Source organism: Sphingomonas sp. DC1600-2 (assembly GCF_049897605.1).
In the GTDB taxonomy this organism is placed as follows: Bacteria; Pseudomonadota; Alphaproteobacteria; order Sphingomonadales; family Sphingomonadaceae; genus Sphingomonas.
Genome location: NZ_JAFCWO010000010.1, coordinates 15699 through 27916 on the forward strand (window position 1 = coordinate 15699; position 12218 = coordinate 27916).

General features: G+C 64.8%; 13 protein-coding genes. 8 read left to right on the forward strand and 5 right to left on the reverse strand.

The features are described 5' to 3' along the window. Window positions 1-51: 51 nt before the first annotated feature. Entirely contained in the window at window positions 52-1056 is a 1005-nt protein-coding gene (locus tag ACP7BL_RS14965) for a 2-hydroxyacid dehydrogenase (RefSeq protein WP_426258740.1), read from the reverse strand. Between the two features lie 104 nt (window positions 1057-1160). Here ACP7BL_RS14965 and ACP7BL_RS14970 point away from each other — a divergent pair, with 104 nt between their 5' ends. The 5 genes from ACP7BL_RS14970 (at window position 1161) to ACP7BL_RS14990 (ending at window position 4844) form a co-directional block, all read left to right on the forward strand. Beyond that, a complete protein-coding gene (locus ACP7BL_RS14970; RefSeq protein ID WP_033964189.1) occupies window positions 1161-1652 on the forward strand; it encodes an SH3 domain-containing protein in 492 nt (163 codons plus the stop codon). Next, window positions 1649-2125: a GNAT family N-acetyltransferase gene (locus ACP7BL_RS14975; RefSeq protein ID WP_052192240.1), complete on the forward strand. Its 477-nt coding sequence runs from the start codon at window positions 1649-1651 to the stop codon at window positions 2123-2125. The genes ACP7BL_RS14970 and ACP7BL_RS14975 overlap by 4 nt, the downstream gene beginning before the upstream one ends. A 67-nt stretch (window positions 2126-2192) precedes the next feature. Beyond that, window positions 2193-2945: a prepilin peptidase gene (locus ACP7BL_RS14980; protein ID WP_426258715.1), complete on the forward strand. Its 753-nt coding sequence runs from the start codon at window positions 2193-2195 to the stop codon at window positions 2943-2945. Then, window positions 2942-3403 (forward strand): hypothetical protein, encoded by a 462-nt coding sequence (locus tag ACP7BL_RS14985; protein WP_426258716.1) that lies wholly within the window; start codon window positions 2942-2944, stop codon window positions 3401-3403. Before ACP7BL_RS14980 ends, ACP7BL_RS14985 begins: the two co-directional genes overlap by 4 nt. A gap of 22 nt (window positions 3404-3425) precedes the next feature. Continuing rightward, window positions 3426-4844: a coniferyl aldehyde dehydrogenase gene (locus ACP7BL_RS14990; RefSeq protein WP_426258717.1), complete on the forward strand. Its 1419-nt coding sequence runs from the start codon at window positions 3426-3428 to the stop codon at window positions 4842-4844. On the opposite strand, the gene ACP7BL_RS14995 is transcribed toward ACP7BL_RS14990, so the two are convergent. The 4 genes from ACP7BL_RS14995 to hppD all read right to left on the reverse strand — a co-directional run bounded on the left by ACP7BL_RS14995 (window position 4825) and on the right by hppD (window position 8769). Then, a complete protein-coding gene (locus ACP7BL_RS14995) occupies window positions 4825-5439 on the reverse strand; it encodes a DUF1989 domain-containing protein (protein WP_033964184.1) in 615 nt (204 codons plus the stop codon). The two genes, ACP7BL_RS14990 and ACP7BL_RS14995, sit on opposite strands and share 20 nt — an antisense overlap. Beyond that, entirely contained in the window at window positions 5436-6143 is a 708-nt protein-coding gene (gene gntA, locus ACP7BL_RS15000; protein WP_033964225.1) for a guanitoxin biosynthesis heme-dependent pre-guanitoxin N-hydroxylase GntA, read from the reverse strand. The genes ACP7BL_RS14995 and gntA overlap by 4 nt, the downstream gene beginning before the upstream one ends. A gap of 64 nt (window positions 6144-6207) precedes the next feature. Beyond that, entirely contained in the window at window positions 6208-7488 is a 1281-nt protein-coding gene (hmgA, locus tag ACP7BL_RS15005) for a homogentisate 1,2-dioxygenase (RefSeq protein ID WP_426258741.1), read from the reverse strand. Window positions 7489-7689: 201 nt separating this feature from the next. Then, window positions 7690-8769 carry a 4-hydroxyphenylpyruvate dioxygenase gene (gene hppD / locus ACP7BL_RS15010; RefSeq protein ID WP_426258718.1) on the reverse strand — a complete coding sequence of 360 codons (1080 nt, stop codon included), beginning with the start codon at window positions 8767-8769 and terminating at the stop codon, window positions 7690-7692. An 85-nt stretch (window positions 8770-8854) separates the two neighbouring features. Between hppD and ACP7BL_RS15015 the strand changes: the two genes are divergently transcribed. The 3 genes from ACP7BL_RS15015 to ACP7BL_RS15025 all read left to right on the forward strand — a co-directional run bounded on the left by ACP7BL_RS15015 (window position 8855) and on the right by ACP7BL_RS15025 (window position 12162). Continuing rightward, window positions 8855-9544 (forward strand): YoaK family protein, encoded by a 690-nt coding sequence (locus tag ACP7BL_RS15015; protein WP_426258719.1) that lies wholly within the window; start codon window positions 8855-8857, stop codon window positions 9542-9544. Then, on the forward strand, window positions 9541-9993 hold the full coding sequence (locus ACP7BL_RS15020) for a MarR family winged helix-turn-helix transcriptional regulator (protein ID WP_033962964.1): 453 nt from the start codon (window positions 9541-9543) through the stop codon (window positions 9991-9993). Before ACP7BL_RS15015 ends, ACP7BL_RS15020 begins: the two co-directional genes overlap by 4 nt. Window positions 9994-10080: 87 nt before the next feature. Further along, complete coding sequence (locus ACP7BL_RS15025) at window positions 10081-12162, forward strand: malate synthase G (RefSeq protein WP_426258720.1); 2082 nt, start codon at window positions 10081-10083, stop codon at window positions 12160-12162. Window positions 12163-12218: the final 56 nt, after the last annotated feature.

Consider the following 12218-nt stretch of genomic DNA (forward strand, 5'->3'; position numbering starts at 1 on the left):
CGGGCACCGACAAGATCGTGGCTCGTTCCGGCGGGGATGAGCAAAGAGCGCTCAGGCCCAGCCTTCCAGCACCTGATCGGGCGGGCGGTGACCGTCGGCCCACATGCGGATGTTGGCGATAACTTTCTCGCCCGTCGCCAGCCGTCCCTCGAAGGTGGCGGAGCCCATGTGAGGAGTCATCACGACATTGGGCAAGGCGAGCAGGCGCGGGTCGATTTGCGGCTCGTGCTGCCATACATCGAGCCCGGCCCCGGCCAGCCGTCCGCCTTCCAGCGCCACGATCAGCGCGCCTTCGTCGACGATCCCGCCGCGTGAGGTGTTGATAACATAGACATGCGGCCGCAACAGCGCGATCCGGCCAGCGTCGATCAGCCCTTCGCTATCGGGGTTGCGCGGGGTGTGGATGGTCAGGATGTCGATCGCCGACAGCATCTCGTCGAGATTGGGGTGCCACTGCGCCTGCAGTTCAGCTTCTACCACCTTGGGCAGGCGGTGGCGATTGTGATAATGGATCGTCAGCCCAAAGGCGCGCGCCCGCCTTGCGACCGCCTGGCCGATTCGCCCCATGCCGAGAATCCCGAGCGCCTTGCCGCCAATGCGGTGGCCGAGCATCCCGCCCGGCGTCCAGCCCTTCCATTCGCCCGAACGCACCAGCTTCTCGCCCTCGGCCAGGCGGCGCGGCACCGACAGGATCAACGCCATCGTCATGTCGGCGGTGTCCTCGGTCAGTACGCCGGGGGTGTTGGTGACGATGATGCCGCGCGCCCGCGCCGCCTTCAGGTCGATATGGTTCACGCCCGCGCCGAAATTTGCGATCAGCTTCAACGCGGGACCCGCGCTTGCGATCAGCCCGGCATCGATTTCGTCGGTGACTGTGGGCACCAGCACATCGCATTCCGCCATGGCGGCGGCGAGTTCGTCGCGAGTAAGGGCGGCGGGGCCGCGGTGGATAGTGGTGTGGAACAATTGCTCCATGCGGTCCATTACCGCATCGGGCAATTCGCGGGTCACCCAAACCTTCGGGTTGGGCACTCTCGGGTTCGCGGCACGTGTCATTTCGGGCATGGCCAAGGCTTGGCGGAGGTGTCTGGCGGCGTCAACGGTGTTGAAGCGCGCCGTGCTTCCACTGTAAACGGCGACGGATTTTGTGGGGGATTGAGATGCGGTTGCGAGCCAGAGTTTTGCTGGCGGTGTTGGGGGGGGCGCTGGCGGTGCCGTCGGTGGCGGGGCTGGTGCAGAAGAAGCCGCCCTATTTCGCCTCGATCGGCGCGGGCAAGGCGCGGATGCGCACCGGCCCGGCACGCACCTATCCGTCGAGCTGGCTGTATCAGCGGGCCGATCTGCCGGTGAAGGTGCTCGACATTTATGGTCGTGGGCAATGGTATAAGGTCGAAGATCCGGACGGCACGCAAGGCTGGATGATGGGCACGTTGATCCGGGAGACGCGGACGGCGCTGGTGATGGGCACCGTCGCCGAGCTGCGCGATTCGCCGCGCGATGCCGGACGGGTGCTGTGGCGCGCGGCTCCGGGTGTGGTCGGACGGATCAGCAAATGCGCGCAGGGCTGGTGCTATTTTGATGTGCGCGGTCGCGGCGGTTTCGTCGAGGCGGTGCATTTGTGGGGCGTGGAGCCGGGCGAGACGCTGAATTGAGCGGCAGCGCGGCAGGCTGGCGGATCATCCGGGATGATCTTACGCATCCCGATGTCGTCGCGCTGGTCCAACTGCATTTGCGCGCGGCGCACGAAAATTCGCCGCCGGGCAGCGTCTTCGCGCTCGACCTCAGCGGGTTGCGCGATCCTCGGGTGACGCTGTGGACGGCATGGGAGAAAGAGACCCTGCTCGGCATGGCGGCGCTGAAGGAGCTCGATGCGACGCACGGCGAAGTGAAGTCGATGCGCACTGCGCCGGAGCAGGTGCGGCGAGGCGTCGCGGCCCACCTACTGGACCATGTGATCGAGGTCGCGCGACAGCGCGGTTATGGGCGATTGAGCCTGGAGACGGGCTCCAACGCTCCGTTTGCAGCGGCACGTGCGCTCTATGCACGCGCTGGCTTTACACCGTGCGGGCCGTTCAACGGGTATAGCGACGTCGCCTTCTCCACCTATTTCACCCGAGCGCTGTGAGCATGGAGTCCGGCGACCGGCGCGGGCGTCGAGGCCCGGCCACCGTGCCCGAATCCGCCACCTTCCCATGACCGACTGGCTTTGGCTTTTGGCATTGGCAGCCTTGGGCGCAATCGTCGGAAGCTTTCTGGCCACGATCGTTGTGCGCTGGCCGGAGGGGCGATCGGTCGCGCGTGGACGGTCGCGGTGCGATGCGTGCGGGGTCACGCTGGCCCCGCGCGATCTGATCCCGTTGCTGAGTGCGGCGCTGTCGCGAGGGCGGTGTCGCGCGTGTAGTGCCGCTATCGACCCGCGACACTGGCAGATCGAGCTGGGCTGTGTGGCGATCGGGCTGTTGGCGGGGCTCGCCGTGCCGGGGCCGACGGGGCTGGCCGGGGCGGTGTTTGGCTGGTTGCTGCTAACGCTGGCGGCACTCGACATTGCTGAATTCTGGTTGCCCGATGCGCTGACCGCGACGCTGGCAGGGGCGGGGCTTGCGACCGGCCTGTTGGGGGTTGAGCCGACGCTTACCGAACGCGTGATCGGTGGCGTCGGCGGATTTGCCGCCTTGTGGATGGTCGGGGCGGGTTACAAGGCGCTGCGCCACCGCGACGGGCTGGGTGGCGGCGACCCCAAGCTGCTCGGCGCGATCGGGCTGTGGCTTGGCTGGCGGATGTTGCCGGTGGTGGTGTTGCTCGCGGCGCTGACCGGGCTGACGGTGGTGTTGTTCGGGATGATGCGCGGGCGCGCCGCATCGCTTGGCGATCGGTTGCCGTTCGGCGCGCTGCTGGCGATCGCGGCTTACCCGGCGTGGCTGTTCCTGTTAGGTTTGGCCGCATGAAAGCGCTTCTCCCGCTCGCGCCGTTGCTGCTCGCTGCCGCTCCGCAAAGCGCGCCGACGCCGACTCCGCTGCCGTCCTCGATCGATGGTCTGCCGCTTGGGGCCATTCCTCGGCAGGATCTCCCGGCCAAGGGCTGCGCCGCCTATCTATGGACGGCGAGCGGCACGCGTGCGCTGGTGGCGATGGCGCAGGCCGATCCGGCGCGCCTGCGTCTGTCGATCGGCGGGACGATCACCGATCTCGATCGCAATGGCGAGACCGGGGCGGGCGGCTTCGGCTTTGGCGAGAGCAATGACTATGGTGCCGCCGGGATATCTGCGAAGCTGACGATGAAGATCGAGACGCGCGAATCGATCAGCGGTGGCGCGGTGGTGACCGAAGGCTTGTTGCAGCTCGATCGCGCCGGGCAGGATACGGTAGTGGTTCCGGTCGGAGGTTTGATCGGCTGCGCGACGTGATACGATAACACTCCAAAAGGGGATGAGGATGACGATGCAGGATGTGCTGGCGCGGCAACGCGCGGCGTTCATGGCCGAACTCCCGGTTGGTCTGGCGGTCCGCAAGGATCGCCTCGCGCGTGCGGCGGCGATGATCGCCGACAATGCCGCTGCCTTTTGCGATGCGCTGAGCGAGGATTTCGGGCATCGCAGCCGCGAGCAATCGATGCTGACCGATATCGCGGCATCGATCGCTCCGATCAAACACGCCATCAAATCGCTCGATCGCTGGACGCGGCGCGACAATCGCGCGGTGCAATTTCCGCTGGGGCTGCTCGGCGCGCGCGCCTGGGTCGAATATCAGCCCAAGGGCGTGGTCGGGGTGATCGCGCCATGGAATTTCCCGGTCAATCTGGTGATGGGGCCGATCGCTGGCATTTTCGCGGCCGGCAACCGCGCGATGGTCAAGACCAGCGAATTCACCGCGCGCACAGCGGCCTCGTTCGAAGAGGTGAGCCCCAAATATTTCGCGATCGAGGAACTGGCGTTCTTCAGCGGCGGGCCGGAGGTGGGCAAGGCTTTTTCCGAATTGCCCTTCGACCATCTGATCTTCACCGGCGCGACCGGGATCGGGCGGCATATCCTCCACGCCGCTGCCGACAATCTGACGCCGGTGACGCTGGAACTGGGCGGCAAATCGCCCGTTATCATTGGCAAGGACGCCGACATCGCGCGCGCAACCGAGCGCGTGGCGATCGGCAAGATGCTCAACGCCGGGCAAATCTGCTTGGCGCCCGATTACATGCTGGTGCCCGAGGCGCAGGAGCAAGCCGTGGTCGACGGGCTGAAAGCGGCGGTGTCGAGCATGTACCCGACTTTGCTCGCCAACCCCGATTACACCGCCATCATCAACGACCGCCACCACCAGCGCCTGCAGGACTGGGTCGCCGATGCCCGCGCCAAGGGCGCGACGGTGGAGACGGTCAACCCCGCCAATGAGGATTTCGCCGGGTCCAACGCGCGCAAGATGCCGCTCCACATCGTCCGCAACGCAACCGACGACATGATCGTGATGCAGGAGGAACTGTTCGGACCGATCCTGCCGGTGCGGCGCTATACTAACATCGACAGCGCGATCGCCGAGGTCAATCGCCGCGACCGTCCGCTCGGCCTCTATTATTTCGGGCCAGATGAGAGCGAGCGTCGCACGGTCCTCGATCGTACTATTTCCGGCGGTGTGACGCTCGACGACGTGGTCTTCCATGTCTCGATGGAAGAGCTACCCTTTGGCGGCATCGGGCCATCGGGCATGGGCTCATATCACGGCTTTGACGGCTTCAAGACCTTCAGCCACGGCAAAGCGGTGTTCAAACAAGCCAAGCTCGACGTCGCGAAACTCGCCGGGCTCAAGCCGCCCTACGGCAAGGCGACGATGGCCAGCGTCAAGCGGCAGATGAAGTGACGGAAGCCGTGTCCACCCGGTAGTGGATCGGTTTGAAGCTTCCGCCATTGCTCGCAGGGGCCGAGCAGGCGGTGAGGCCGACGACCAGGTCCATCGCCGCGCGGAACACGATATGGTCGCCCGCCTGGCTGATCGGCGGCAGCACTTCGAGCTTCCCTGTGGCACCGTCGACCGGCACGTTCATGAAGCAATTGAACGCCACCGGGATGCGATCGGGCGTGATGCCATAGGGTGCCAGCGCTTCGGCAAGATTGCCGAAGCAACCGCGATGCGTTGGCAGGTCAGGGTAGAAATGGGCGAAGGTGTCGTGCGAACACGGCGTCAGCAGGAAGTCATGCCGCCCGACCGTATCCGCGACGATCTCCAACATCGGTTGCGAGCGATTGGAATAGAGCATGTGCCCGGTGGTCAGATAGATCGTCTCGGCATAATCGAGGGTCCGTCCCGACGAGATCACCTCGTCGAGGTCGCTAGCGTTAAAGGCGAGCAGATCGGCCACCTGACGCCCGCGCGGATCGATCACCGTCAGAGTGTCACCTTTGGCAAGACGGAAAGCCGTGCCGCTGCGCTCGGGGATTTCGATCGTGGCGCTCATTCGGGCGATCCCGAATAATGGAATGGACACTTCCAGCCATCCTCCACCGCGCGCCCGCTATATTGCCGCGCCTCGCTCGCGTCGCCGTGCCGCGCGAGCATTGGGTTGCGCGATCCGGCCAAGGCTTCGTCCCGAACCAGGATCTTCTCGCGCATGCCTTCATAGCGGCCTTGCGCCCGCAGCGTCTCGAACTGGTCGTGCAGGTTGAACACCATGGTCGGCCGCGCAAAGCGGCGCGCCGGGCGGCTGGCGCGCGGGTGCAGCCCGACGATGAAGAACGCTTCGCCGCCAAAGCTCAGCGAGAAATGCGCGCTTTCCGGATCGGCGCTTACCGCGCGATCATAGCCCTGGCCGCGCCAGACGTCCTTATCCGACAAGGATTGCGCACGCTCCCACAGTGCCGCTTCGAACGCTTCCTCGGATAGAGTGTCGGGTCCGTCGAAGATCACCGCGAAGCTGCGAAACAGGCTTGGCTGCTCGCGATAGGCCTTGGCAAAATGCAGCAACCCATCATGGATGCGCAAATCGTCCCATGCACTGTCGATCCGGTCGCACGCCAGCACCGACAGAGTGCCCTTGGCGAGCGCCGCTTTTGCGCCGACACAGGGAAAATCCGCCGCCGCGACATGCGCGTCGAGCAGAGCCTGAAAGTCGCCCTGCGCGCGGTGCTGCCAGGGAAATAGGGGGGTGATGGGCGTTGGCATGTTCGTCAAGACGAGCAAACCTCCCGCTAAGTTCCCGAAAATGCTACTGATCGGGATCAAGTCATCAGGGAAGTATCGCCTTGGGAAAGCCGCCCCACGCCGCATCATAATCGGCATCGAGCGCGCTGGTCTCGAGCGCAAAGTCGGTCGGTCGGAACACCCAGCGACTTTCGACCATGAACGCCATCGTGTCGCTGAGCTTCTGGGGAATGAGATGGGCTGCGCTCGCGCCTTGCCAACTCGCAACATCCGGCCCGTGCCCACTCATCTGATTGTGCAGCGACAGTGCCCCCGGAACGAAGCCGCCGACCTTGGCATCATACGCGCCGCGCAGCAGCCCCATGCACTCGCTCATCGTGTTGCGATGGAACCAGGGCGGGCGGAAGGTGTCCTCCGCCACCAGCCAGCGCGGCGGGAAGATCACGAAATCGACATTGGCCGTGCCGGGCATGTCGCTGGGCGAGGTCAGCACGGTGAAGATCGAGGGGTCGGGGTGATCGAAGCTGATGCTGCCGATCGTGTTGAAGTGCGCCAGATCATATTTCCACGGCGCGTAATTGCCGTGCCATGCCACCACGTCGAGCGGCGATCGGCCGAGATTGGTCTCCCACAGCGTCCCGAGGAATTTCTGAACGAGCTGATAGTCGCCCTCGACATCCTCATACCAGGCGACCGGCGTTTCGAAATCGCGCGGATTGGCTAGGCCGTTGGCACCGATCGGCCCGAGATCGGGCAGGCGGAACGGTGCCCCGTAATTCTCGGCGACATAGCCGCGTGCGGAGCCATCGGGCAGGGTAACGCGGAAGCGCACGCCGCGCGGAATCAGCGCGATCTCGCCCGGCTTGACGTCGATCCGCCCCAATTCGGTCAGCAGCGTTAGCGCGCCCTGTTCGGGCAGGATCAGCACTTCGCCATCGGCCGAAACGAAGGCCCGGTTCACCATGTCCTTGGTGCAGCGATAGAGGTGCATCGCGACGCCGGTCTGCGTGCGCGCGCCATCGCCCGCGACCATCATGGTGGTGAGCGAATCGAGCCAGTCGGCATCCACGCCGTCGAGTGGCCCCCAGCGCAAGCGATTGGGCGCTAGCGGGGCGTCCGATGGGGCTGCGGTGAACAACGGCGCGCCGTCATAGCGCGTGAACGCCGGATGTGCGGCGGACGGCCGCAAGCGATAGAGCCACGACCGGCGATTTTCGTGGCGCGGCGCGGTGAAGGCGGTGCCGCTCAACTGCTCGGCATAGAGGCCGAACGCCGGGCGTTGCGGCGAATTGCGGCCAAGGGGGAGGGCACCGGGCACGGCCTCGGTGGCGAAATGGTTGCCGAAGCCGGTCATGTAGTGGGTCATCATCTCCCTTTCTCCCTCGCCCTGGCGGGGAGAGGGTAGCGCAGCTTGGCAGCTTGCTGCCTAGCGAAGCTCGGGAGAGGGGCGGCAAAGTGTGCGGCCTCGCGCGATCGACCCCTCTCCCAACCTTCGCTAGGCCCCGCTGAAGAAGCGGGACCAAGCTGCGGTATCCCTCGCCCCTGTCCAGGGGCGAGGGAGAAAGTTTTACGCCTCGACCTTGCCCGGCACCACGCCGCGGCGGATCTGGTCGAGTTCGATACTCTCGAACAGCGCCTTGAAATTGCCCTCGCCAAAGCCGTCATTGCCCTTGCGCTGGATGATCTCGAAGAAGATCGGGCCGACCATATTCTCGGTGAAGATCTGCAGCAGCAGCCCGCCACCCGTTTCGGGCGCGCCGTCGATCAGGATGTCGCGTTTGCGCATTTCGGCGACGTCATGGCCGTGGCCTGGCAAGCGCTTGTCGATCAGGTCGAAATAGGTCTGCGGCGTCGTCTGGAAGCGGATGCCATTGGCGCGCAGTGCATCGACCGTGGCGAAGATGTCGTCGGTCGCCAGCGCCAGATGCTGGATGCCTTCGCCCTTATAATCCTTGATGAATTCCTCGATCTGCGAATGCTCGTCCTGGCTTTCGTTGAGCGGGATGCGGATCTTGTCGTCGGGCGCGGTCATCGCTTTCGAGAACAGGCCCGTCGCCTGGCCTTCGATGTCGAAATAGCGGATCTGGCGGAAGTTGAAGATACGCTCGTAATAGTTCGCCCAATAGTCCATCCGCCCGCGCTGCAGATTGTGCGTCAGGTGGTCGAGCGTGTGCAGGCCAACGCTATGGTCGTCGGCGGTCTCCCCGGTCGGGACGAAATCGGTGTCGTAGATCGTCTCGCCGCCATGCTTGTCGACCAGATAGAGGTTGGCCCCGCCAATCCCCTCAATCGCCGGAATGTCGAGCTCGCCGGGACCGTGCGCGCCGGTAACCGCCGTCGCGCCGCGCTCCAGCGCCAGCTTCAAGGCGGCGTCGGCGTCGGCAACGCGGAAGGCCATCGCATTGGCCGAGGGGCCGTGCGCGTTGCGGAAACCCGCGACCTGGCCCGCATCCTCCATATTCAGCAGAAAGTTGATGTCGCCCTGCGCATAGCGCCGGACATTCTTCGATTTGTGCGTACCGACATGGGTAAAGCCCATCTTCACGAACAAGTCGGCCAGCGCCTCCGGATCGGGCGAGGTGAATTCGACGAATTCGAAGCCGTTAAGGCCCATCGGGTTTTCAGGCTTGGTCGCATGGGTCGTCATCGGTCTGTGCTCCGGCGAAACTGGTAACAAATGAAACTATACCTGTGATCGCGACGAACGTCCAGCGGGGGATGACGGGGCCGCGTTGGCCCGATACACAAAGCCGGTGATCCGTTACGATGCCCGCCAACGCAGCTTTGCCGTCTGCCTGTCCGCCCTGGCGGGCTTTGTCGATGCGATCGGGTTTATCGCGACTGGCGGCTTTTTCGTGTCGTTCATGAGCGGCAATTCGACCCGGCTTGCGGTCGGCGTTGCGCAGCATCACGCGGCGGCGCTGTTTGCACTGCAATTGATCGCGACCTTTGTCGGCGGTGTGGTGATCGGGTCGATGATCGGTCGCATGGCGGGGCGGTATCGTCACCCGCTGATTTTGGCTTGGATGGCGCTCTTGCTCGCGCTTGCCGGAACGGCAGGGCAATTCGGTGCGGTCTGGAGCGCGGCCGGCCTCATGGCGCTGGCGATGGGCGCGGAGAATACCGTGTTTGAAGAGGATGGCGAGGTGCGGCTCGGCTTGACCTATATGACGGGAACGCTGGTCAAACTGGGGCAAAGGTTGGCGGCGGCGGTGCTTGGCGGCCCGCGCTGGGTGTGGCTGCCGCATTTCTATTTGTGGATCGGATTGGTCGGGGGGGCGATCACGGGGGCAGCAACCTTCCCGCTGCTTGGCTTTGGTGGATTGTGGATCGCATCGGCGGTCCTGGTCGTGCTGGCGGTTTTTACGCTTTTCCACGGCGAGGTGCTGTTCGGGGTGCCGATCGCCGAGGACGCGGCGTGACCGGCCTGAAGCTCGACCAATTCCTGCCCTATCGGTTGTCGATCGCCTCCAACCGCGTATCGGCGGCAATTGCGAGTGCATATCAGGCGTTGTTTGGTCTCAAGATTCCGGAGTGGCGGCTGATTGCGATCATCGCCGAGCATGACGGCATTACCCAACAAGCGCTGGGGGTGGCGACGCGGATGGACAAGGTGACGGTCAGCCGCGCTGCGACCGCGCTGGTCGAGCGCGGACTGGTCGCGCGGAAGCCCAATCCGGGCGACCAGCGCTCGCATCTGCTGATGCTGACCAGCACCGGGCGGGCGCTGTACGAGGATGTCGCGCCCAAGGCGCTCGAGTTGGAAGCGCAAGTCTTTGAAGGCTTTTCCGCGAAAGAAATCGCCAGTTTTCGCGAGATGCTTGACCGGATCGAGGCGTCGGCGGCTCCCTTCGATGCGGATCGCGGTTGAACGATGGGGGTTGAAGGGCGGGGGGCTGGTGGCCTAAGCGCCGGATAGCCCTCCCCAGGCCGTGCTGCTTTTCAGGAGGATGTTCCCATGACCGCTACGCCTGTCCCCGCCATGCTCGACCGCGCCGGACTCTCGGTCGCAGCGCCGCTGGCTGGTTTCATCGAGGAGCGCGTACTTCCCGGGCTCGGAATCGAGCCTGGTGGCTGGTGGCAGGGCGTGGCGGCGATTTACGATGCGTTTGCCCCGCAAAACCGCGCCCTGCTTGGCGTGCGCGATGTACTGCAGGCGCAGATCGACGCGCGCTATCAGGCGGGCGAACCGGTGGACGAGGCGTTCCTGCGCGAGATCGGCTATCTCGTGCCCGAACCTGCGCCGTTCACGATCGGCACCGAAAATGTCGACGCCGAGGTGGCGACGATGGCCGGGCCGCAACTGGTCGTGCCAATCCTGAATGCGCGCTTCCTGCTCAACGCCGCCAATGCGCGCTGGGGCAGCCTGTACGATGCCTTTTACGGCACCGATGCTCTGCCGGGCATGGCGGTGCCGGGCGGCTACGATCCGGTGCGCGGTCGCCAAGTGGTCGCAGCGGTCAAGGCGTTTCTCGATGAGGCTGTGCCGCTGGCGGCTGGCTCCTGGGCGGATTTGCACGAGGCCGAGCCGGTCTTGCGCGATCCGGCGCAATTGGTCGGGCGCAAGGGCGCATCGTGGTTGTTCGTAAACCACGGGCTGCATATCGAAGTGGTGGTCGATCGTAATCATCCGATCGGGCGCGAGGACCGGGCCGGGATTGCTGACGTCATCCTCGAATCCGCGCTGACCACGATTTGCGATCTGGAGGATTCGGTCGCGGCGGTTGATGCCGAGGACAAGGTTGCGGCCTATGCCAATTGGCTTGGGCTGATGAAGGGCGATCTGGCGGAGGCGTTCGAAAAGGGCGGCAAGACCGTCACGCGGCGGCTCAACCCCGATCGCGTCTATGATGACGGGCTGGTGCTCCCCGGGCGCAGCCTGTTGTTCGTGCGCAATGTCGGGCATTTGATGACCACGCCCGCGATCCGCCTCGCCGATGGCGGCGATGCGCCCGAGGGGATCCTCGACGCGATCGTCACCAGCACGATCGCACTCTACGATCTGCGTGGGCTGGGCGCGTTCCGCAACAGCCGCGCGGGATCGGTCTATATCGTCAAGCCCAAGATGCACGGGCCGACCGAATGCAGCTTCACCAACGCCTTGTTCGATGCGGTCGAGGATCTGCTGGGCCTGACGCGGCACACGATCAAGGTTGGCGTGATGGACGAGGAGCGCCGCACCTCCGCCAATCTCGCCGCCTGTATCGCAGCGGTGAAGGACCGGATCGTCTTCATCAACACCGGCTTCCTCGATCGCACCGGCGACGAAATGCACACCGCGATGCGCGCAGGGCCAATGATCCCCAAGGCCGAGATGAAATCGAGCGACTGGATCAAGGCCTATGAGGATCGCAACGTCCGCATCGGGCTGGCGGCGGGGCTGAGCGGCAGGGCGCAGATCGGCAAGGGCATGTGGGCCGCGCCGGATCGCATGGCGGATATGATGGCGCAGAAGATCGGCCATCCTATGGCCGGGGCGAATACTGCCTGGGTGCCGTCGCCGACGGCGGCCACACTGCACGCAATGCACTATCACAAGGTCGATGTGTTTGCGCGGCAGCGCGAGATCGCCAGGGAAGCGGTGCCGGGGCTGACGCCGCTGCTGACCGTACCGGTCGCGGTCGGTCGTAACTGGACGCCCGAGGAAGTCCGTGCCGAGCTGGACAATAATGCGCAGGGCATTCTCGGCTATGTCGTGCGCTGGATCGATCAGGGGGTGGGGTGTTCGAAGGTGCCCGACATCCACGATATCGGCCTGATGGAGGATCGCGCGACGCTGCGGATTTCCTCACAACACATCGCCAACTGGCTGTTGCACGGCGTTGCGACGACCGAAGACGTCGATGCCGCCTTTGCGCGCATGGCGGCGAAGGTCGATGCGCAAAATGCCGATGATCCACTGTACCGCCCGATGAGCGGACACCCTGAAAGCCTCGCCTGGCAGGCGGCGCGTGCGTTGGTGTTCGAAGGGATTTCCCAGCCCAACGGGTATACCGAGCCGTTGCTCCACGCCTATCGGTTGCGGGCGAAGGCGGTTTAGGGAAACCTATTCCGCTTGGCGCGTTAGACGGGAAAGCGGGGGCTGGATTCGCGAGA